The organism is Buttiauxella gaviniae ATCC 51604 (assembly GCF_001654835.1).
In the GTDB taxonomy this organism is placed as follows: domain Bacteria; phylum Pseudomonadota; class Gammaproteobacteria; order Enterobacterales; family Enterobacteriaceae; genus Buttiauxella; species Buttiauxella gaviniae.
The window spans coordinates 163,862-184,469 of the sequence record NZ_LXEP01000031.1 but is presented as its reverse complement, the minus strand read 5'-3'; the positions used below and the strand labels follow the sequence as shown (position 1 = coordinate 184,469).

Annotated in this window: 22 protein-coding genes; 17 read left to right on the top strand and 5 right to left on the bottom strand. The window is 49.5% G+C overall.

What is annotated here, in order from left to right:
• Nucleotides 1-2: 2 nt before the first annotated feature.
• Entirely contained in the window at nucleotides 3-677 is a 675-nt protein-coding gene (gltK, locus tag M977_RS16700; protein WP_034494015.1) for a glutamate/aspartate ABC transporter permease GltK, read from the top strand.
• Nucleotides 677-1,402 carry an amino acid ABC transporter ATP-binding protein gene (locus M977_RS16695; protein WP_064517051.1) on the top strand — a complete coding sequence of 242 codons (726 nt, stop codon included), beginning with the start codon at nucleotides 677-679 and terminating at the stop codon, nucleotides 1,400-1,402. Before gltK ends, M977_RS16695 begins: the two co-directional genes overlap by 1 nt.
• Before the next feature lie 52 nt (nucleotides 1,403-1,454).
• Here the strand turns inward: M977_RS16695 and dctP are convergent, their stop codons facing one another.
• Both dctP and M977_RS16685 read right to left on the bottom strand, forming a co-directional pair.
• Nucleotides 1,455-2,501 (bottom strand): TRAP transporter substrate-binding protein DctP, encoded by a 1,047-nt coding sequence (gene dctP / locus M977_RS16690; protein ID WP_064517048.1) that lies wholly within the window; start codon nucleotides 2,499-2,501, stop codon nucleotides 1,455-1,457.
• Between the two features lie 24 nt (nucleotides 2,502-2,525).
• The gene (locus M977_RS16685) at nucleotides 2,526-3,008 is read right to left on the bottom strand and encodes a zinc ribbon-containing protein (protein WP_064517046.1); all 483 of its coding nucleotides are present in this window, start codon (nucleotides 3,006-3,008) and stop codon (nucleotides 2,526-2,528) included.
• 253 nt (nucleotides 3,009-3,261) lie between these two features.
• Here M977_RS16685 and leuS point away from each other — a divergent pair, with 253 nt between their 5' ends.
• The 4 genes from leuS to nadD are packed head-to-tail and all read left to right on the top strand — an operon-like array spanning nucleotide 3,262 to nucleotide 8,156.
• The gene (gene leuS / locus M977_RS16680) at nucleotides 3,262-5,844 is read left to right on the top strand and encodes a leucine--tRNA ligase (protein ID WP_064517044.1); all 2,583 of its coding nucleotides are present in this window, start codon (nucleotides 3,262-3,264) and stop codon (nucleotides 5,842-5,844) included.
• 14 nt (nucleotides 5,845-5,858) lie between these two features.
• Nucleotides 5,859-6,482, top strand: a complete 624-nt coding sequence (lptE, locus tag M977_RS16675) for an LPS assembly lipoprotein LptE (RefSeq protein ID WP_064517042.1) — start codon at nucleotides 5,859-5,861, stop codon at nucleotides 6,480-6,482.
• On the top strand, nucleotides 6,479-7,510 hold the full coding sequence (holA, locus tag M977_RS16670) for a DNA polymerase III subunit delta (RefSeq protein ID WP_064517040.1): 1,032 nt from the start codon (nucleotides 6,479-6,481) through the stop codon (nucleotides 7,508-7,510). The genes lptE and holA overlap by 4 nt, the downstream gene beginning before the upstream one ends.
• Nucleotides 7,503-8,156, top strand: coding sequence for a nicotinate-nucleotide adenylyltransferase (gene nadD, locus M977_RS16665; RefSeq protein WP_064517038.1), 654 nt, complete (start codon nucleotides 7,503-7,505; stop codon nucleotides 8,154-8,156). Before holA ends, nadD begins: the two co-directional genes overlap by 8 nt.
• Here nadD and cobD read toward each other — a convergent pair.
• Nucleotides 8,128-9,222, bottom strand: coding sequence for a threonine-phosphate decarboxylase CobD (gene cobD / locus M977_RS16660; RefSeq protein WP_064517036.1), 1,095 nt, complete (start codon nucleotides 9,220-9,222; stop codon nucleotides 8,128-8,130). The two genes, nadD and cobD, sit on opposite strands and share 29 nt — an antisense overlap.
• A gap of 84 nt (nucleotides 9,223-9,306) precedes the next feature.
• Here cobD and M977_RS16655 point away from each other — a divergent pair, with 84 nt between their 5' ends.
• The 10 genes from M977_RS16655 to lipA all read left to right on the top strand — a co-directional run bounded on the left by M977_RS16655 (nucleotide 9,307) and on the right by lipA (nucleotide 18,865).
• Complete coding sequence (locus M977_RS16655; RefSeq protein ID WP_064517031.1) at nucleotides 9,307-9,918, top strand: adenosylcobalamin/alpha-ribazole phosphatase; 612 nt, start codon at nucleotides 9,307-9,309, stop codon at nucleotides 9,916-9,918.
• 251 nt (nucleotides 9,919-10,169) lie between these two features.
• On the top strand, nucleotides 10,170-10,487 hold the full coding sequence (gene rsfS, locus M977_RS16650) for a ribosome silencing factor (RefSeq protein ID WP_064517029.1): 318 nt from the start codon (nucleotides 10,170-10,172) through the stop codon (nucleotides 10,485-10,487).
• A gap of 3 nt (nucleotides 10,488-10,490) precedes the next feature.
• A complete protein-coding gene (gene rlmH, locus M977_RS16645; RefSeq protein ID WP_064517027.1) occupies nucleotides 10,491-10,961 on the top strand; it encodes a 23S rRNA (pseudouridine(1915)-N(3))-methyltransferase RlmH in 471 nt (156 codons plus the stop codon).
• A 27-nt stretch (nucleotides 10,962-10,988) separates the two neighbouring features.
• Complete coding sequence (gene mrdA / locus M977_RS16640; RefSeq protein ID WP_064517026.1) at nucleotides 10,989-12,890, top strand: peptidoglycan DD-transpeptidase MrdA; 1,902 nt, start codon at nucleotides 10,989-10,991, stop codon at nucleotides 12,888-12,890.
• Nucleotides 12,891-12,892: 2 nt separating this feature from the next.
• The gene (gene mrdB / locus M977_RS16635; RefSeq protein ID WP_064517021.1) at nucleotides 12,893-14,005 is read left to right on the top strand and encodes a peptidoglycan glycosyltransferase MrdB; all 1,113 of its coding nucleotides are present in this window, start codon (nucleotides 12,893-12,895) and stop codon (nucleotides 14,003-14,005) included.
• 16 nt (nucleotides 14,006-14,021) lie between these two features.
• Nucleotides 14,022-15,170 (top strand): endolytic peptidoglycan transglycosylase RlpA, encoded by a 1,149-nt coding sequence (gene rlpA, locus M977_RS16630; RefSeq protein ID WP_064517019.1) that lies wholly within the window; start codon nucleotides 14,022-14,024, stop codon nucleotides 15,168-15,170.
• A gap of 142 nt (nucleotides 15,171-15,312) precedes the next feature.
• Nucleotides 15,313-16,524 carry a D-alanyl-D-alanine carboxypeptidase DacA gene (dacA, locus tag M977_RS16625; protein WP_034457229.1) on the top strand — a complete coding sequence of 404 codons (1,212 nt, stop codon included), beginning with the start codon at nucleotides 15,313-15,315 and terminating at the stop codon, nucleotides 16,522-16,524.
• A gap of 111 nt (nucleotides 16,525-16,635) precedes the next feature.
• Nucleotides 16,636-16,899 (top strand): DUF493 family protein YbeD, encoded by a 264-nt coding sequence (ybeD, locus tag M977_RS16620; RefSeq protein WP_034456720.1) that lies wholly within the window; start codon nucleotides 16,636-16,638, stop codon nucleotides 16,897-16,899.
• A gap of 86 nt (nucleotides 16,900-16,985) precedes the next feature.
• Entirely contained in the window at nucleotides 16,986-17,627 is a 642-nt protein-coding gene (gene lipB, locus M977_RS16615; RefSeq protein WP_064517016.1) for a lipoyl(octanoyl) transferase LipB, read from the top strand.
• A 272-nt stretch (nucleotides 17,628-17,899) separates the two neighbouring features.
• On the top strand, nucleotides 17,900-18,865 hold the full coding sequence (gene lipA / locus M977_RS16610) for a lipoyl synthase (protein ID WP_064517014.1): 966 nt from the start codon (nucleotides 17,900-17,902) through the stop codon (nucleotides 18,863-18,865).
• A 98-nt stretch (nucleotides 18,866-18,963) separates the two neighbouring features.
• Here the strand turns inward: lipA and tatE are convergent, their stop codons facing one another.
• Both tatE and M977_RS16600 read right to left on the bottom strand, forming a co-directional pair.
• Nucleotides 18,964-19,167, bottom strand: a complete 204-nt coding sequence (gene tatE / locus M977_RS16605) for a twin-arginine translocase subunit TatE (RefSeq protein WP_064517012.1) — start codon at nucleotides 19,165-19,167, stop codon at nucleotides 18,964-18,966.
• Between the two features lie 127 nt (nucleotides 19,168-19,294).
• On the bottom strand, nucleotides 19,295-20,083 hold the full coding sequence (locus tag M977_RS16600) for a deaminated glutathione amidase (RefSeq protein ID WP_064517010.1): 789 nt from the start codon (nucleotides 20,081-20,083) through the stop codon (nucleotides 19,295-19,297).
• 107 nt (nucleotides 20,084-20,190) lie between these two features.
• Between M977_RS16600 and crcB the strand changes: the two genes are divergently transcribed.
• A complete protein-coding gene (gene crcB, locus M977_RS16595; protein WP_064517008.1) occupies nucleotides 20,191-20,574 on the top strand; it encodes a fluoride efflux transporter CrcB in 384 nt (127 codons plus the stop codon).
• Nucleotides 20,575-20,608 lie beyond the last annotated feature (34 nt).

Sequence of the window (20,608 nt, the reverse complement as noted above, 5' to 3'; positions counted from 1 at the left end):
TAATGTACGATTTTGACTGGACGTCCATTCTTCCCGCTATGCCTTACCTGATGCAGGGGCTGATCATTACCCTGAAAATCACGGTGACAGCGGTTATCTTCGGTATTGTGTGGGGAACACTGCTCGCAGTGATGCGCCTGTCACCGATTAAGCCGGTGGCCTGGTTTGCCAGCGCTTACGTCAACGTTTTCCGCTCTATTCCGCTCGTCATGGTTCTGCTGTGGTTCTACCTGGTGGTGCCGGGATTCTTGCAGAAAGTATTGGGGCTTTCCCCACAAACCGACATTCGCTTAATTTCCGCGATGGTGGCGTTTTCTATGTTTGAAGCCGCTTACTATTCAGAGATTATCCGCGCGGGTATTCAGAGCGTTTCGCGTGGGCAGTCCAACGCCGCGCTGGCTTTGGGGATGACGCACTGGCAGTCAATGAAATTGATCATCCTGCCGCAAGCCTTCCGCGCCATGGTGCCGTTGCTGTTAACGCAAGGCATCGTACTGTTCCAGGATACGTCGCTGGTTTATGTGTTGAGCCTGGCAGATTTCTTCCGTACCGCATCGACGATTGGCGAGCGCGACGGAACACAGGTCGAAATGATCCTGTTTGCTGGTGCCGTGTATTTTGCAATCAGTTTGAGCGCTTCGCTTTTGGTCAGCTATTTGAAGAAAAGGACAGTGTAATGATCTCCCTGAAAAATGTTTCTAAATGGTATGGTCACTTTCAGGTGCTAACCGACTGCTCAACCGAAGTGAAAAAAGGCGAAGTCGTTGTGGTTTGCGGGCCTTCTGGCTCGGGTAAATCAACGCTGATTAAAACCGTGAATGGCCTGGAACCTGTGCAGAAAGGCGAAATCGTGGTGAACGGCACCCAGGTGAATAATAAGAAAACCAATCTGGCTGAGTTACGCTCGCACGTCGGTATGGTATTCCAACACTTTGAGCTGTTCCCCCATTTGTCGATCATTGAAAACCTGACGTTAGCGCAGGTGAAAGTGCTGAAACGCAACAAAGAAGAGTCGCGTAAAAAGGGGCTGAAACTGCTTGAGCGTGTTGGGTTGACCGCACATGCGGATAAATTCCCGGCGCAACTTTCTGGCGGCCAACAGCAGCGTGTGGCGATTGCTCGTGCACTGTGTATGGACCCGGTTGCCATGTTGTTTGATGAACCGACTTCAGCCCTTGACCCTGAGATGATCAATGAAGTGCTGGACGTTATGGTTGAGCTGGCACACGAAGGGATGACTATGATGGTGGTGACCCACGAGATGGGCTTTGCCCGTAAAGTGGCAAATCGCGTGATCTTTATGGATGAAGGGAAGATTGTCGAAGACTCGAATAAAGAGGATTTCTTCAACAACCCGCAGTCCGAACGTGCGAAAGACTTCCTGGCGAAAATCCTGCACTGATTCGGTATTAAGTCGCGCAATCACCCTCTCGAGCGGTGGTTGCGCGGCAAAATTACTTCATAGTCTCGTTCATTAACACTGTGACTTTATTCATCACAGGACCTGCGTCCTTCACGCTTTTACTCTCTTGCTCCTTCACCCATTTGCTTTGCACATCCTGGTAATGGGTCGCCGTTTCCCAATGCTTTACTTCATCAGGTTTCAGCTCGCGAATATTTACACCTTTATCACGCGACTCACTCACCATGACATCGAAACTGCTGTCCATCACCGAGCCTAAAGTTTGATACGCTTTTTGAGCGGCGCGTTGAATGGCTTGCTTGTCTTGATCGGCAAGTTTATTCCAGGTGTCTTTATTCATCACCAACGGATAAACATGGCCCAACCACAGATCTTTGGAGATCAAAACATTAGGAGCCGTTTTATGCACGTTGAGCTCATAACCGCTGTCGACGTTAACCATTAATCCGTCCAGACTTCCCGCTTTCAGCGCGTCATAAATTCCCTCGCCCCACGGCATAGAAACGGGAATTGCACCGCTATTTTTCAGGAAATCCTGATGCCAGAAACTGGCTGAACGCCACTTTGTTCCTTTGATATCACCTAATGCGCTCAGGGGTTTAGTACTGAAAAAAGCCACGGGATAGCCGGTCGCAAGGAAGATGTTAACCACATTTTGCTTTGCTAACTCAGCCTGGAACTCAGGGATAGTGGCGTAAGCCTTGCGGAAAAACTCAACCTGTTTTTCACCCGTTGGACCAACAGGGAAACTTTTGAAGATCTGCTGCAGGGGAAATTCTTTCGCCGTATATTCAGGCACCACGATTGCCATATCAGCAACCTTCCCTTCTTTAACGACACCCAGAGCATCATAGCTACGAGCCAGTTCACTGTTCCAGTGATCGTCAACCTTCAGGCGGCCGTGCGATTCCTTCTCAATTTCGGTAAAGAAAATGTTCTTGATAAAGCTGGTGCGCATTCCGCCCAGTGGTTCATGGTCGGAATATTTCAGGATTTGAACTGCCGATACCGTGGTGGGCATTAGCATCATGGTGAGGAAGACGGCCAGAATTCTTCTGGCCAGGGGTTTTCGTTGCATTGCGGTTCCTTCGCGTTGTGAAAATTAAGGTTCAAATGGGCGACGGCTAAACTGGTTATGCCCACATTTCGGGCAAACGGGCAGCACATCAGGGGTATAAATCGCCAGGTGGAAATGGCAGTTCTCGCAAACCAAATTGCCAAGGCCGACCACTTCACCGCTATGATAAACGCCGTGGTGGTTGAGGTCCTGGAAAACTTCGCGCCATTCGAGCTGCGTTTTGTCGGTGATATCAGCCAGTTCCTGCCAAAGACTCTCTTTAATCACGCGCATGAAGACGCTGTCGGTAAATTCATCCTGGCTTTCGTTATAACTGCGAGCAAACTCTTCTAAATCACGGCGGACTGCACGCGTCACTTCATCTACTTCGGTACGAGTCAGCTCCCCGGTTTCGTTCATGCGTTTACGCGCGCTGTCGACCAGTTCGTCAATATCGCGCTCTCCATTGCGTAACCGTTCGGTGAGTGAGGCCACCAGTTCACGGTAAAATTGAGCAACCTTGTTCATCGTCTACCTGCCTCCTTGAAGAGTTTCATGCGTTCAGTGTCATGTAACTGACTATAATAGTAGACCTTAATCGGGCATCTCTTTGTTAGATTGACCACAAGCAAGGTAAATATCTGCAAATGAGAAATGGTGATCACGGCCCTTGAAAGGCTGTTTTGCCGCACTCTTATCGGCTATGCTATGCGGATCAAATCACACGTTAGGAATGAAACCTAACCTGTAGCTGTTTTTCATCACAGGACCATTGGCTGCCATGCAAGAGCAATATCGCCCGGAAGAGATAGAATCCAACGTACAGCTTCACTGGCAAGAGAAGCGTACTTTTGAAGTAACCGAAGACGAAGGCAAAGAGAAGTATTACTGCCTCTCGATGCTACCCTATCCTTCTGGCCGACTACACATGGGCCACGTTCGTAACTACACCATCGGTGACGTTATCGCACGTTACCAGCGCATGCTTGGCAAAAACGTTCTTCAGCCCATTGGCTGGGATGCGTTCGGTCTGCCCGCTGAAGGTGCCGCGGTAAAAAATAACACCGCCCCTGCGCCGTGGACTTACGACAACATCAACTACATGAAGAACCAGCTCAAAACGCTGGGCTTTGGTTATGACTGGAGCCGCGAGCTGGCGACCTGTACCCCAGAATACTATCGTTGGGAACAGCAGTTCTTTACTCAGCTGTACACCAAAGGGCTGGTTTATAAAAAGACCTCCGCGGTTAACTGGTGCCCGAACGACCAGACCGTTCTGGCTAACGAGCAGGTTATCGACGGCTGCTGCTGGCGCTGTGACTCCAAAGTTGAGCGTAAAGAGATCCCACAGTGGTTTATCAAAATCACCGCTTATGCAGACGAGTTATTAAACGACCTCGATACGCTGGACCATTGGCCTGAGCAGGTCAAAACCATGCAGCGTAACTGGATTGGCCGTTCCGAAGGTGTTGAGATCACTTTCGATGTGGAAAACAGCGCTGAGAAACTGACTGTTTACACCACGCGTCCGGACACCTTTATGGGCGTGACCTATCTGGCCGTTGCCGCAGGTCACCCAATCGCGCAGCAAGCCGCACTGAACAACCCAGCGCTGGCTGAGTTCGTTGAAGAGTGCCGTAACACCAAAGTTGCCGAAGCAGAAATGGCAACGATGGAGAAGAAAGGTGTTGCGACTGGCGTTAACGCTATTCACCCACTGACCGGTGAGTCTGTTCCAGTTTGGGTAGCAAACTTCGTCCTGATGGAATACGGCACCGGTGCTGTAATGGCCGTTCCTGGTCATGACCAGCGCGACTGGGAGTTTGCGACCAAATACGGTCTGCAAATCAAACCGGTTATTCTGAATGCCGATGGTAGCGAACCAGACTTGACGGCTTGCGCAATGACCGAAAAAGGCGTTCTGTTCAATTCAGGTGAGTTCGACGGTCTGGACTTCCAGAACGGCTTTAACGCTATTGCCGACAAACTGGCAGCCAAAGGTGTTGGCGAGCGTAAAGTTAACTATCGTCTGCGCGACTGGGGTGTTTCCCGTCAGCGTTACTGGGGCGCGCCAATTCCAATGGTGACTCTGGAAGACGGCACCGTTATGCCAACGCCTGCAGATCAGCTGCCTGTTATCCTGCCTGAAGATGTCGTAATGGACGGTATCACCAGCCCAATTAAAGCTGATCCTGAGTGGGCAAAAACCACTATTGATGGCAAACCTGCGCTGCGTGAAACCGATACCTTCGATACCTTTATGGAATCTTCCTGGTACTACGCGCGTTACACCTGCCCGCAGTACGACAAAGGTATGCTGGATTCCAAAGCAGCTAACTACTGGCTGCCGGTTGATATCTACATTGGTGGCATCGAACACGCCATCATGCACCTGCTCTACTTCCGCTTCTTCCACAAACTGATGCGTGATGCAGGCATGGTGACCTCTAACGAGCCCGCCAAACAACTGCTGTGTCAGGGTATGGTTCTGGCTGATGCGTTCTATTACACCGGTGTTAACGGTGAGCGTAACTGGGTTTCTCCGGTTGATGCGATTGTAGAACGTGACGAGAAAGGCCGTATTATCAAAGCCTGCGACGCACAGGGCAATGAACTGGTCTATGCTGGCATGAGTAAAATGTCGAAGTCGAAAAACAACGGCATCGACCCGCAAGTCATGGTTGAACGCTACGGCGCAGATACTGTTCGCCTGTTTATGATGTTTGCCTCTCCTGCGGATATGACGCTGGAATGGCAGGAATCTGGCGTTGAAGGGGCTAACCGCTTCCTGAAACGTGTCTGGAGACTGGCTTACGAGCACACCAGCCGCGGTGCAGCTCCAGCGCTTGACGTTGCAGCTCTTAGCGAAGATCAAAAAGCATTGCGCCGTGATGTTCATAAAACCATCGCGAAAGTGACCGATGATATTGGTCGTCGTCAGACCTTTAACACCGCAATCGCTGCCATCATGGAATTGATGAACAAACTGGCGAAAGCACCACAGGACGGCGATCAAGACCGCGCGCTGCTGAATGAAGCGCTGATTGCTGTGGTTCGCATGCTTTATCCTTTCACCCCGCATGTTTGCTTCGATATGTGGCAGTCACTGGGTGGCGAAGGCGATATCGACAACGCACCATGGCCACAGGCTGATGAAAAAGCGATGGTCGAAGACTCGCTGCTGGTGGTTGTACAGGTGAACGGTAAAGTTCGCGGCAAAATCACTGTTCCAGCGGATGCAACGCAAGAACAAGTGCAGGAACGCGCAGGTCAGGAACATCTGGTTGCGAAATATCTTGAGGGTGTGACCGTACGTAAAGTGATTTACGTTCCGGGCAAACTGCTCAATTTGGTTGTGGGCTAAGCGCAGGAGGAACCGTGCGACATCCCTTTATCAGCTTGTTAGTTACTTTGGCGGTGCTTGTCACTGCCGGGTGTGGTTTTCACCTGCGTGGCAGCACGCAGGTTCCTGATCAAATGAAAACCTTGATCTTCAACTCTGGTGATCCGAACGGCCCACTAGCGCGTGAAGTACGCTCTCAGTTGCGCCTTAACGGCGTTACGATAGTCAGCGATACCGGAACGGGCGTTCGCAAGGATATTCCGTCGCTGCGCTTACTAGGCAGCTCACTCGGAAAAGATACTGCATCTGTCTTCCAGGATGGTCGCACAGCGGAGTATCAAATGGTTATGACAGTTTCAGCGCAGGTGCTGATTCCGGGTCATGACATTTATCCAATTAACGCCAGAGTGTATAAGTCATTCTTTGATAACCCACTTGCTGCACTGCAAAAAGATGCCGAGCAAGATTTATTGATCAAAGAGATGTACACCACTGCAGCTCAACAGCTTATTCGTAAGCTGATGACCGTGCATGTTGCTGATGTCGCTGAAACCGAAGCAGCTGAGACGCCGGTTAAAGGCACAACCTCAACTTCTACGCCAGCAACGCCAGCAGGCCGCACTTCGACCACGCTTTCGGCCACATCTGGTAGCCAATGATAAGGTTGTACCCTGAACAACTTCGCGCGCAGCTCAATGAAGGGCTGCGCGCGGCGTATTTGCTACTCGGTAACGATCCGCTATTACTCCAGGAGAGCCAGGATGCCATTCGCCAAATGGCTGGCACCCAGGGTTTCGAAGAACACCATACCGTTCAGATTGATGTCAGTACCGACTGGCAAGATCTGTTCTCGATTTGCCAGGCTTTAAGCCTGTTCGCCAGTCGCCAGACACTTCTGTTGCTGTTACCAGAAAATGGTCCAAACGCTGCGATCAATGCCCAACTAGAATCTCTGGTGTCCCTGCTGCATGACGACATTCTTCTGCTGGTGCGTGGTAACAAATTCACCAAAGCTCAAGAAAATGCAGCGTGGCTAAGTAAGCTGGCCGAACGTTGCGTTATTGTGACCTGTCAAACTCCGGAACAGGCTCAATTGCCTCGCTGGGTAGCCCAACGCGCTAAACAGATGAATCTCACACTCGATGATGCGGCCAACCAACTGCTGTGTTATTGCTATGAAGGAAATCTGCTGGCACTGTCCCAAGCCCTGGAACGTCTTTCGCTGATTTGGCCTGATGGTACGTTGACCTTGCCTCGGGTTGAGCAAGCGGTAAACGATGCAGCTCACTTCACTCCATTCCATTGGGTGGATGCGATTCTGGCAGGGAAAAGTAAGCGTGCATTGCATATTCTGCAACAGCTCCGGTTGGAAGCCAGTGAACCAGTGATTTTGCTGCGAACAATCCAGCGCGAGCTACTGCAACTGGTTAATCTCAAACGCCAGTCAGCGCATACTCCGCTACGTACTTTATTTGACCAACAGCGCGTGTGGCAGAATCGTCGTGCGCTGGTGACGGAAGCACTCAATCGCTTATCTGCAGAACAGCTTTATCAGGCGGTGCGTTTGCTTAGTCAAATCGAAATGACGCTGAAAAAAGATTACGGCCAGTCGGTCTGGGCCGAGCTGGAAGGGCTTTCTCTTTTGCTGTGCCATAAAGCACTGCCGGAAATTTTCATTGATGGCTAACAGCACTTCACGTCTATGTGCCCTGTATGGCGGAACATTCGACCCCATCCATTACGGGCATTTAAAACCGGTCGAAGTACTGGCAAAACAGGTGGCACTGCAACAAGTCACTATCATGCCGAATAACGTTCCTCCACATCGTGCGCAGCCGCTGGCGAACAGCGAGCAGCGCAAAACCATGGTCGAAATTGCCATTGCCGGGAACCCCCTGTTTAAGCTGGATGACCGCGAACTCCAGCGCGAAACACCGTCGTACACTGTTGAAACTCTCGAACAGCTACGCTCGGAGATTGGAGCTGAACAACCTTTGGCGTTTATCGTGGGACAGGACTCCTTGCTTAGCCTGCAACGCTGGCATCGTTGGGAAACACTGCTGACGTTATGCCACCTGCTGGTTTGCCAACGTCCCGGATATTCTCTGTCGATGAACACACCTGAGGAACAGCAATGGCTTGAAGCGCATCAAACCGATTCGGTTGAAGAGCTCCATAGCCAGTCTGCCGGTCAGATTTACCTCGCGCAAACGCCAATGTATGACATTTCGGCAACGGCTATCCGCCAACGATTAGAGCAGCATCAAACCTGTGATGATCTACTCCCCCCAGCAGTCGCTGAGTTTATTCGCCAGCACCATCTGTATTGCTGAGAATGCGCTGCATGGCAGCCAGCAGTTTGTCGTTGTCGACAGGGCTTTTAATCGCCACACGGTAATAGCGCGAATCTAGTCCCGGATAATTTACACAGTGACGAATTAAAATATTTTCTTCCAGCAACCGTTGTTGCAGATCTAAACCTTCAATTTCGCAACGTAGAAAAATATAGTTCGCCCGTGGAGGCCATACTTTAATTCCCGATAGCTCACCAAGACCTTTAAACAAGCGAGGTTGTTCGGTGCTTAGCCAACGATAACTCGCCTCGATATAAGCCCTGTCATTGAGAATCACCTCTCCTGCCAATGCAGCAAACGCATTAATGGTCCATGGTTCTCTTTGTCTTCGAATACGTCCAACCACTTCTGTATTGGCACTCACCATATAACCAAGTCGTAGACCGGCAATAGCAAAAAATTTGGTGAGTGAGCGCAGAACATAAAGTCGGGAGAACTTTGCTAAGTGCGGAATCAGGCCTGGCTCATTGGGTAAAAAATCGAGGAAGGCTTCATCAAGAATTAAATCAATATGGTTTTCCTGGCAACGCTGCGCAATGGCCAAAAGCAAAGATTTCTCAGGCATCAAACCAGTCGGGTTATTCGGTGTGCATAAAAACAAGCAATCCAAATCGGGGGTTAATGCCTGCAATAATGATTCATCAGGTTGCCAGCTTTGTTCTTCACTAAGATGAAAATCAATTATTTCGCAATTAACTCGCGTTAGCGCACGACGATATTCAGCAAAACCCGGCGTCAATAACAGCGCCTTATGTGGCAAGAGTTGCTGTACTAGATTAAATATCAGCTCCGTTTCGCCATTACCTGCCAATACCCATTCTTGGGGGACTTGATGATGTTCGGCCAAAGCCTGGTGCAGCGCGCGATATTCAACGTCAGGGTAACGTTCAGCAATAGCCAGGTTTTCGGTAATGGCGCGCTTCAATGAATCGGGCATACCCAATGGGTTAATATTGGCACTAAAATCGATAAGTGAATTCGCATCCACACCCATAACAGCTGCAGCTTCAATGATATTGCCGCCGTGCTGACTACTGAACGCCATACGTCCCCCAATAAAACAGACTTCGAACTTGAGGTGCAATGATACACTTATGCCAGTGCCAGCCAATGTTTGCGCGAGGATGAGATGAAATTATGGTTAGTGCGCCATGGACAAACCCAGGCAAATTTAGACGGTCTTTACAGTGGCATTTCTGAAACTCCACTGACTGCGGAAGGCATCAACCAGGCCGAAGCGGTAGGCGATATGCTAAGTCATGTTGCTTTTGAGAAGGTGCTTTGCAGTGAGTTGGGCCGGGCGCAACACACCACTCAATTGATTCTCCAGCAACGTAAAATCCCTGTAGTTACCGAACCACGACTTAATGAGATGGATTTTGGTGACTGGGAGATGCGCCATCACCGTGATTTACAGCGTTTGGATAGCGAAAACTACGCCGCATGGTGCAACGACTGGCAGAACGTTATTCCCCGCAATGGTGAGGGCTTCCAGCTTTTTTCCCGCCGTGTCAGCGAATTCTCCGCATCGTTATCCACGTTGCCAAAAGATGAAAATGTTTTGATTGTGAGCCATCAGGGCGTACTGAGTCTGCTTATCGCTACCCTGCTCAACATGCCGCCCGCGTCATTGTGGCACTTTGTAATTGAACAAGGGGCATGGAGTTCAATTGAGATTCGAGAGGGGTTTACCACACTCAGGACTCTCAATAACCGGGCTATTTGTCCGCCGGTGCAATAAGTTGCCAACGTCTCTGGTATCGTCAACCATTGACACTACACCTCAGACTGTTATGCTCCGCTGCCATAATTTCCTGCCCGCAAGCATGACTTTCCAAAATAGTTTTACAAAAATGGCGATGCAAACCAGGCCACTCGGTGGGATGATACCCCGCTTTGAGCGCCGCATTGCCGAATTGTCAGTAAAGCTGCCCCATTATGGGTATCATGCGGGCTAAATCGAACACACTCTACTTTTCCCAGGGGGAACACTTGCAGGGTAAAGAATTTCAAGATTTCATCGTTGATAAAATCGACGACCTCAAAGGCCAGGACATCATTGCTCTGGATGTTCAGGGTAAATCAAGCATCACTGATTGCATGATTATCTGTACCGGCACCTCTAACCGTCACGTTATGTCCATCGCTGAACACGTCGTAGAATCATCTCGCAAAGCCGGTTTTGAAGCTTTGGGCGTGAAAGGCGTGAATGCGACTGACTGGGTGGTTGTTGACCTTGGCGAAATTATCGTCCATGTGATGCAAGAAGAAAGCCGCCAGCTATACGAATTGGAAAAGCTCTGGGGTTAATGAGTGAAGCTGCAATTAGTAGCAGTTGGCACCAAAATGCCTGACTGGGTGCAAATCGGCTTTACCGAGTACCTGCGTCGTTTTCCCAAGGATATGCCATTCGAACTGGTAGAAATTCCTGCGGGAAAACGCAGCAAAAATGCCGATATCAAACGCATTCTCGAAAAAGAAGGCGAAATGATGTTGGCTGCAGCCGGCAAGGGCAACCGAATTGTCACGCTGGATATCCCAGGGCAACCTTGGGATACACCGCACCTTGCCGTGCAGCTTGAACGCTGGAAACAGGATGGTAGAGATGTAAGCTTGCTGATTGGCGGTCCAGAAGGACTCGCTCCAGCATGCAAAGCTGCGGCAGAGCAAAGCTGGTCACTGTCCACTCTGACAATGCCACATCCTTTAGTTCGGGTGCTTGTAGCAGAAAGCCTCTACCGTGCGTGGAGCATTACGACCAACCATCCTTATCACCGTGAGTAGATATCGTCAGGTAGAACAAAGCTGCGGATGAAATTACAGAATTCTTTTCGTGACTATACAGCTGAGTCTGCGCTTTTTGTGCGCCGGGCGCTGGTCGCGTTTCTAGGCATTTTGGTGCTAAGCGGTGTGCTTGTCGCCAACCTTTATAATTTACAAATCGTCCGTTTCACTGACTACCAAACTCGCTCGAATGAAAACCGCATAAAACTGGTCCCCATTCCGCCTAGCCGCGGCATTATCTACGATCGCAACGGCACACCACTCGCCCTCAACCGCACCATTTACCAAGTGGAAATGATGCCTGAGAAAGTGGACGACGTGCAGGCGACGCTTGAAGCGTTACGTTCAGTCGTAGATTTAACTGACGACGATATTGCCAACTTTAAGAAAGAGCGAGCACGTTCTCATCGCTTCACCTCTATTCCGGTGAAAACCAACCTCACCGAAGTGCAGGTTGCCCGTTTTGCCGTGAATCAGTACCGTTTCCCGGGTGTTGAGGTTAAGGGCTATAAACGTCGTTTCTACCCCTATGGCTCAGCACTAACACATGTCATTGGCTACGTTTCCAAAATTAACGATAAAGACGTTGAACGCCTTGATAAAGACGGCAAGCTGGCAAACTACGCCTCAACGCATGATATCGGTAAGCTCGGTATTGAACGTTATTACGAAGATGTCTTGCATGGCCAGACGGGTTATGAAGAAGTTGAAGTCAACAACCGTGGCCGTGTCATTCGCCAGCTCAAGGAAGTGCCGCCACAAGCTGGGCACGATATCTATCTGACTATCGACCTTAAGCTACAGAATTACATTGAAACCTTATTAGCAGGAAGCCGTGCAGCAGTTGTGGTCACCGACCCACGCACCGGCGGCATTCTGGCGCTTGTTTCGATGCCAAGTTACAACCCGAACTTGTTCGTTGATGGCATCTCAAGCAAAGACTATTCCGGTTTGCTCAATGACCCGAACACGCCGCTTATCAACCGTGCAACGCAAGGGGTTTACCCTCCGGCTTCCACGGTGAAACCGTATATGGCGGTATCCGCGTTAAGTGCTGGGGTAATCACCCGCAATACTTCCCTCTTTGACCCAGGCTGGTGGCAGTTACCTGGTTCTGAAAAACGCTATCGTGACTGGAAAAAGTGGGGCCACGGCCGCCTGAACGTCACCAAAGCGCTTGAAGAATCCGCTGATACCTATTTCTATCAGGTCGCTTACGACATGGGCATCGACCGTATGGGCGAGTGGATGCGTAAGTTTGGCTACGGGCACTATACCGGTATCGATCTCTCTGAAGAGAGGTCCGGCAACATGCCAACACGCGAATGGAAGCAGAAACGCTTTAAAAAGCCATGGTATCAGGGTGACACAATTCCTGTTGGTATCGGCCAGGGCTACTGGACCGCGACTCCGATTCAAATGAGCAAAGCAATGATGATCCTGATTAACGACGGCATCGTTCGTGTCCCTCATTTTTTGTCGAGCACCGTTGAGAACGGCAAAAAAGTGCCGTGGCAGCAGCCGGTTCAACCGCCGGTTGGCGATATTCACTCAGGTTACTGGGAAATTGCCAAAGATGGGATGTATGGCGTAGCCAACCGCCCTAACGGTACAGCCCATAAATACTTTGCCAATGCACCGTACAAGATTGCTGCGAAATCAGGGACGGCACAGGTCTTTGGTCTGAAAGCTAATGAAACTTATAACGCTCATAAAATTGCTGAACGCTTACGCGACCATAAATTGATGACTGCGTTCGCCCCTTACGATAATCCACAGGTTTCCGTCACCATGATTCTGGAAAACGGCGGCGCAGGCCCCGCTGTAGGCACCATCATGCGCCAGATCCTCGACCATATTATGCTCGGGGACGACAATACGGTTCTGCCTACTGAAGCACCGGCAGCAGCAGGTGCAGAGGATCAATAATCATGACTGATAATCCAAATAAAAAGTCGTTCTGGGATAAAATCCACATCGATCCGCTCTTCCTGGTGACCATTCTGGCGCTGCTTATCTTTAGTGCGCTGGTAATCTGGAGCGCCAGTGGCCAGGACATGGACATGATGGAGCGTAAAATTGGCCAGATCCTGATGGGGCTGATCGTGATGATCGTGATGGCGCAAATCCCGCCTCGCGTGTACGAAGGCTGGGCTCCTTATCTGTATATTGTCTGCATAATATTATTGGTGGCGGTGGATGCGTTTGGAGCGATATCCAAAGGTGCACAACGCTGGCTTGACCTCGGTATTGTGCGTTTCCAGCCGTCCGAAATCGCAAAAATTGCCGTGCCGCTGATGGTGGCGCGCTTTATTAACCGCGATGTCTGCCCACCAACACTGAAGAATACCGGCATCGCGCTGATACTCATTTTCATGCCGACGCTGCTGGTTGCCGCTCAGCCCGATCTGGGAACGTCTATTCTCATTGCCGCATCAGGACTGTTCGTGCTGTTCTTATCCGGTATGAGCTGGAAACTTATCGGTGTTGCCGTGCTATTGGTTGCCGCCTTTATTCCGATTCTGTGGTTCTTCCTGATGCACGATTACCAACGTGCACGCGTAATGATGCTGCTTGATCCGGAAAGTGACCCTCTCGGTGCTGGCTATCATATTATTCAGTCTAAAATTGCTATTGGTTCTGGCGGATTACGTGGCAAAGGTTGGTTACACGGAACACAGTCGCAACTCGAATTCTTACCCGAACGCCACACTGACTTTATCTTTGCAGTACTTGCCGAAGAGCTAGGCTTGGTGGGTGTTCTGGTGTTACTGGCGCTCTATCTATTGCTTATTATGCGCGGCCTTATCATTGCCGCTCGTGCTCAGACCACATTTGGTCGAGTAATGGCTGGTGGGCTGATGTTGATTTTATTCGTATATGTGTTTGTTAACATTGGTATGGTTAGTGGTATCTTACCGGTGGTCGGCGTACCTTTGCCGCTGGTGAGCTACGGGGGCTCGGCCCTGATCGTTCTGATGGCCGGGTTTGGTATCGTGATGTCGATACATACCCACAGAAAAATGTTATCAAAAAGCGTGTAAGTGGATGAGGTGCGTAATGGTTAAGCGTTGGCTTGGGATCTGTGTCGTTGCTGCAATACTGGCTGGCTGCTCGTCTGATGACGGTGATCAACAACAGGTAAACCAGCAACCGCAACCGGCGGTGTGTAATGGACCGACGGTTGAGATAAGCGGTGCGGAACCGCGCTTTGAACCGTTGAATCCTTCGGCTAATCAGGATTACGAAAATAACGGTAAACGCTACAAAATCGTGCAGAATCCGGCAAACTTTAGCCAGGCAGGTTTTGCCGCTATTTATGATGCGGAACCAGGTAGCAACCTGACAGCATCAGGCGAGCCATTTGATGCGACTGCCCTGACTGCTGCCCATCCAACACTTCCTATTCCAAGCTATGCGCGTATCACAAACCTCGCAAATGGGCGCATGATTGTCGTGCGTATTAACGATCGTGGCCCTTATGGCAATGATCGTGTCATTTCATTATCACGCGCCGCAGCCGACCGTTTGAACAACTCAAACAACACCAAAGTACGCATCGACCCAATTATTGTTGCCCAGGATGGTTCCATGTCCGGACCTGGGACTGTGTGTACAACTGTTGCCAAACAGACCTACATCCTCCCCGCTCGCCCTGATTTAAGTGGTGGAATGGGCAGTGCTTCTTCAGGAATGCCAACAGAAGCTCCGCAAGGTGAAGTACGCGCTATTAGTAACTCCTCACTGAAAAGTGAAGACACAACCGGAGCCCCAGTAAATAGCAGTGGTTTCTTAGGTGCTGCAACTCCACTGGCCCCCGGCGTGATTGAAAATGACCAGCCTGTAGTTGCCCCGGATCCTGCAGTAGCAGCAACACCAGTTCAAACGGCAGCACCTGTACAACAAAATGCACCGGTTACCGCGCCAGGCTCAGTTCAGGGTAACGTACAGACAGCAGCTCCAGTTGCCACAGCTTCCGGGCGTTATGTCGTTCAGGTCGGTGCAGTCAGCGATCAGACTCGTGCAACTCAGTGGCAGCAAAAACTTAGCCAGCAATTTGGCGTGCCGGGCAAGGTTTCCACTAACGGTGCTATGTTCCGTGTACAGCTTGGGCCATTTGGCAGTCGGAACGAAGCTGCTGCTGTGCAACAACGTTTAATGAGCGAAGCCCAGCAGCAATCTTTCATCACTAACGCACCCGCTATGTAAGTGGTTGTGTCTGGCATCCGTCGTGCGTCAATTAATGTAAATTCCATTAACAAATGATGCGCAAAGACGGATGCCAGCAAAAATCGCTTTTGCTATAGTAAGGCACTTTTTTATTCCCATCATGGATGTCGTTGTTCTAATCATGAATACAGCCCCTTCTTTTCGTTTTGTTAAACGCTTGGCGCTCACTACGGCCCTCACTCTTTCGGGGATGGCTGTCGCACACGCTGACGACCTGAACATTAAAACCATGATCCCAGGCGTCCCGCAGATTGATGCGGAAGCGTACATCCTGATCGATTACAACTCCGGTAAAGTACTGGCCGAGTCTAATGCTGATACTCGTCGTGATCCTGCAAGCCTGACCAAAATGATGACCAGCTACGTCATCGGTCAAGCGATGAAAGCCGGTAAATTTAACGAAAGCTCGATTGTGACTGTTGGACAGGATGCATGGGCGACCGGTAACCCGGTATTTAAAGGTTCATCATTGATGTTCCTGAAACCAGGCATGCAGGTGCCAGTATCTCAGCTGATTCGCGGTATTAACCTGCAATCAGGTAACGATGCATGTGTTGCAATGGCCGATTTCGTGGCCGGCAGCCAGGATGCATTTGTTGGCCTGATGAATAGCTATGTTTCCGCATTGGGTCTGAAGAATACCCATTTCGGGACCGTACACGGTCTCGATGCCGAAGGCCAATTCAGCTCAGCGCGTGATATGGCGTTGATTGGCCAGGCGCTGATTCGCGATGTGCCGAACGAATACGCTATCTACAAAGAGAAAGAGTTCACCTTCAACAATATCCGCCAGACAAACCGTAACGGCTTGCTGTGGGATACCAGCCTGCAAGTTGATGGCATCAAAACTGGTCATACCGATGCCGCAGGTTATAACCTGGTGGCCTCTGCAACTGAAGGCCAGATGCGCCTGATTTCTGCAGTACTTGGTGGACGTACGTACAAAGGTCGTGAAACCGAAAGCAAAAAACTGCTGACCTGGGGTTTCCGTTTCTTTGAAACTGTCTCGCCACTGAAAGCCGGTAAAGAGTTTGCTTCTGAGCCAGCCTGGTTTGGTGATAACGACCGTGCATCGCTCGGGGTTGATAAAGACGTTTATCTGACAATCCCTCGTGGCCGCATGAAAGATCTGAAAGCGAGCTATGTACTTAACACCACTGAACTGCATGCACCACTGCAGAAAAACCAGGTTGTTGGTACCATCAATTTCCAACTCGATGGAAAAACTATCGAGCAACGCCCACTGGTTGTCCTTCAGGAAATGCCAGAAGGTAATTTCTTCAGTCGTATCATTGATTACATCAAACTGACATTCCATCATTGGTTTGGTTAATAATTGAACACTTGAAAGAATAGAAGTCATCCCCATATACTATGAATCAAAGCAACTCCCGCCCCTCCTGGCGGGAGTTATCATTTTTAATGCCGTAACGCTGGAGCTACCATGAAAACCAATCTGAAAGAATTGCTCGAATTCCCGACTCCCTTTACTTACAAAGTGATGGGTTTGGCGAAACCCGAGCTGGTTGATTTGGTCATTGAGGTGGTGCAGCGCCACGCACCTGGTGACTACACCCCGCAGGTTAAACCGAGCAGCAAAGGTAATTACCATTCTGTATCGGTTACCATTAAAGCGACTCACATTGAGCAAGTTGAGACCCTATACGAAGAGCTCGGCAAGATCGAAATCGTTCGTATGGTGCTGTAATTCATACCCGGCCAATAGGCCGGGTACTGCTTTTTGCCCCGGTGATATATACTCCCTCATCTTTCTAACCTGCCGGAGACGATGTTTTGTCTCAAGATACTATTCAAATCCGCCAACTTGGCCTGCAACCCTACGAACCCATTTCTCAGGCGATGCATGATTTTACCGATACCCGTGATGAAACGACCGCCGATGAAATTTGGCTGGTAGAACACGAGCGTGTCTTTACACAAGGCCAGGCAGGTAAAGCGGAGCACGTGCTCGTTCCTGGTGATATACCCGTGATTCAAAGCGACCGGGGCGGCCAGGTCACTTACCATGGACCAGGTCAGCAAGTGATGTACGTGTTGCTTAATCTTAAACGTCGTAAGCTCGGTGTTCGGGAACTGGTCACCATTCTTGAGCAAACCGTGGTCAATACCCTTGCAGAATTACAGATAGAAGCTTATCCACGCGCGGATGCTCCTGGTGTCTATGTTGATGGACGTAAGATTTGCTCTCTGGGTTTACGTATTCGTAAGGGCTGTTCATTTCACGGGCTGGCATTGAATATTGATATGGATCTCAGCCCTTTTCTGCGAATCAACCCTTGTGGATATGCAGGTCTTGAGATGACACAGGTCAGTTCACTACGTACTGGAACGTCACTTGAAGATGTACAACCATTGCTCATCAATAAATTCATCGAGTTATTGAATAATCCGCCGGTTAAATACTTACCTGCTTAGTATTTATTATTCTGACAACTGCATCCTGCACAAATTATAGGCTGCGTAGTCACATCGACCTCCCGGCGGTTGCTATGAGGTCGATTTGCTAATTGTTAACCTCGAAAAGCGCACAATCCAACAACTCATTTACAATTCTTTCCCCATTTACTGCTCTGTCAGGCTGATTTATTCCCTTCAGTGATGATATACTTCAGGCGCTATTAAAAAATAGTTGATAAATAAAACATTCGATTAGCCTGATTTTTTTCAGCAACTGGAACACGTACGATATGAGTAAACCTATTGTAATGGAACGCGGTGTCAAGTATCGCGACGCCGATAAAATGGCTCTGATCCCGGTTAAAAACGTGGTCACTGAGCGCCAGGAGCTGTTAAGAAAACCAGAATGGATGAAGATCAAACTTCCATCTGATTCGACCCGAATTCAGGGTATCAAAGCGGCAATGCGTAAAAATGGTCTGCACTCTGTGTGTGAAGAAGCTTCCTGCCCTAATCTGGCGGAATGTTTCAACCACGGAACGGCAACCTTTATGATTCTTGGTGCAATCTGCACTCGTCGCTGCCCATTCTGCGATGTGGCTCATGGTCGCCCTGTTGCACCAGATGCCAATGAACCAGCCAAATTGGCCCAAACTATCGCTGACATGGCATTACGTTATGTCGTCATCACATCAGTTGACCGTGATGACCTGCGCGACGGTGGAGCTCAACATTTTGCCGATTGCATAAGCGCAATTCGCGAAAAAAACCCGACCATCAAAATTGAAACATTAGTGCCTGATTTCCGTGGACGAATGGACAAAGCGCTAGAAATCCTTACCGCCACGCCGCCTGATGTGTTCAACCACAACCTGGAAAACGTACCGCGTATTTATCGCAAAGTACGTCCTGGCGCTGACTACAACTGGTCGCTGAAATTGTTGGAGCGTTTTAAAGAAGCGCATCCTGATATCCCAACCAAGTCAGGTTTGATGGTAGGTTTAGGCGAAACGAACGCAGAAATTGTGGAAGTGATGCGCGACCTACGTCGCCACGGCGTCACTATGTTGACTCTGGGCCAATATTTACAGCCAAGCCGTCATCACTTGCCAGTGCAGCGTTATGTAAGCCCTGACGAGTTCGAAGAGATGAAAGCAGAAGCTCTGGCTATGGGCTTTACCCATGCAGCTTGCGGCCCGTTTGTTCGCTCTTCATACCACGCAGATCTACAAGCTAAAGGTATGGAAGTTAAATAACGATGTAACAAATCGTTACCTTTAATTTGCGCCAAGCACAAAAAAACCGGCATAAATGATGCCGGTTTTTTTATATCTGGTCGAAAGCTGCGTCGTGATCAGTCTTTATGCGTAATACGGTCAGTTGTTGCATCCGTATCGTTGGCAGACTTAGCGGTAGTCTCGTCTTCATTCATGGCTTTCTTGAAGCCCTTGATTGCCGAGCCGAGATCACCACCCAGGGTGCGCAACTTCTTGGTGCCAAATAACAAAACAATCAGCGCACCGACCACCAACAACTTTGTAATACTAATCTCACCCATAACAACCTTCTTTAATCATGCGTGCCGTGGATACGGCGAACAATACACTGAGACAATTAACGGTCATTTTCTCGCGCGATACAATAGCAACCTGTAACAAGTTGAATCAAGATCGACTTAAAAAACATCATAACAATTTGGGTAAGCCAAACCGGCGGTTTTTCAAGACAGGTAACATGGCCCTTACTTCAGTTAAATATTCGCTATCCAACTCAGCATAGATCAAAGCCGGTCGCTGATTTGCCGATGCAATGACAACGCCGAGCGGATCCACAACTCGACTATGACCAATGTTTTTATTACCGCATTCACCTGATGCCACAACATAACATGTGGTATCAAGCGCACGAGCCGCCAGTAACGTTGACCAATGCATCTCTTTATTTGGGCCACGTACCCATGCCGCAGGTAAGACTAAAATATCAGCGCCCGCTAAAGCCAGACTCAAAGCCATCTCCGGAAAACGCAGATCGTAGCAGGTCATTAACCCCACTTTAAAACCTGCGACCTCAATTAAAGGTGGCAATACATCACCCGCATCAACCAGGCGCGATTCTTGTACATTAAACGCATCATAGAGATGAAGTTTCTGATACCGAGCTATCACCTCGCCGCCACGAATTACCAGCAAAGTATTTGCCGCACGGCCCACCGTGGTTTTGATATGCAATGTCAGTATGGTGGTCAGATTATCATTACGACTCTGCTCGCAAAGCTTATCGATAAATTCGTCGTCCATGGTTTGCGCTGATTTTACTGATAAATCGGGGTCGCTATCATCACGAGCCAGGACAGCCTCGGGTAATACCAGCAATTGTGCCCCTGCTGCTCGCGCTTGCGTCATCAACTCCTGGCAGGTTTGTACATTTTCCTGCCATACCTTGCTCACCGCAAATTGCCCTACTGCAACTTTCATTGTCATCTCTCAACAGGCTGCGAATAATTTCAGTATACCGGGTGTGAAACTTCCCGTGCTGAAGTTACACTCAAGCACTTTAAAATAAGAACGAACAGGAAACTATCGTGTTGCAGATGCTTTTAGCCGTGTTTATTGGCGGTGGGACAGGAAGTGTTGTGCGTTGGTTATTGAGTATGAAGCTCAACCCAGTACATGCGGCGATTCCCGTCGGGACATTGACTGCAAACCTGGTCGGTGCGTTTATTATTGGGCTTGGGCTGGCGCTGTTTACCAGAATGACTCACCTCGACCCTGTCTGGAAACTGTTAATCACCACAGGTTTTTGCGGAGGCCTTACGACGTTTTCAACTTTCTCGGCAGAAGTTGTTTTCTTATTACAAGATGGGCGTCTGGCCTGGGCTGGATTGAATATGCTGATTAACCTCGCAGGTTCACTCACCATGACTGCCGTCGCATTTTGGTTAGTTTCTTTAGCCTACGGTCATTGATTCAAGCCACGTTAAGGTTAGCTTAATTTTTGTC

Bases quoted from the DNA above. Each gene is read 5' to 3' on its own strand.
- M977_RS16695 (WP_064517051.1), top strand. From the start codon at position 677: ATGATCTCCCTGAAAAATGTTTCTAAATGGTATGGTCACTTTCAGGTG.
- cobD (WP_064517036.1), bottom strand. From the start codon at position 9,222: ATGGCGTTCAGTAGTCAGCACGGCGGCAATATCATTGAAGCTGCAGCT.
- mrdB (WP_064517021.1), top strand. From the start codon at position 12,893: ATGACTGATAATCCAAATAAAAAGTCGTTCTGGGATAAAATCCACATC.
- M977_RS16655 (WP_064517031.1), top strand. From the start codon at position 9,307: ATGAAATTATGGTTAGTGCGCCATGGACAAACCCAGGCAAATTTAGAC.
- ybeD (WP_034456720.1), top strand. From the start codon at position 16,636: ATGAAAACCAATCTGAAAGAATTGCTCGAATTCCCGACTCCCTTTACT.
- M977_RS16685 (WP_064517046.1), bottom strand. From the start codon at position 3,008: ATGAACAAGGTTGCTCAATTTTACCGTGAACTGGTGGCCTCACTCACC.
- M977_RS16600 (WP_064517010.1), bottom strand. From the start codon at position 20,083: ATGAAAGTTGCAGTAGGGCAATTTGCGGTGAGCAAGGTATGGCAGGAA.
- lipA (WP_064517014.1), top strand. From the start codon at position 17,900: ATGAGTAAACCTATTGTAATGGAACGCGGTGTCAAGTATCGCGACGCC.
- tatE (WP_064517012.1), bottom strand. From the start codon at position 19,167: ATGGGTGAGATTAGTATTACAAAGTTGTTGGTGGTCGGTGCGCTGATT.
- holA (WP_064517040.1), top strand. From the start codon at position 6,479: ATGATAAGGTTGTACCCTGAACAACTTCGCGCGCAGCTCAATGAAGGG.
- leuS (WP_064517044.1), top strand. From the start codon at position 3,262: ATGCAAGAGCAATATCGCCCGGAAGAGATAGAATCCAACGTACAGCTT.
- nadD (WP_064517038.1), top strand. From the start codon at position 7,503: ATGGCTAACAGCACTTCACGTCTATGTGCCCTGTATGGCGGAACATTC.
- mrdA (WP_064517026.1), top strand. From the start codon at position 10,989: ATGAAATTACAGAATTCTTTTCGTGACTATACAGCTGAGTCTGCGCTT.
- dctP (WP_064517048.1), bottom strand. From the start codon at position 2,501: ATGCAACGAAAACCCCTGGCCAGAAGAATTCTGGCCGTCTTCCTCACC.
- rlpA (WP_064517019.1), top strand. From the start codon at position 14,022: ATGGTTAAGCGTTGGCTTGGGATCTGTGTCGTTGCTGCAATACTGGCT.
- gltK (WP_034494015.1), top strand. From the start codon at position 3: ATGTACGATTTTGACTGGACGTCCATTCTTCCCGCTATGCCTTACCTG.
- dacA (WP_034457229.1), top strand. From the start codon at position 15,313: ATGAATACAGCCCCTTCTTTTCGTTTTGTTAAACGCTTGGCGCTCACT.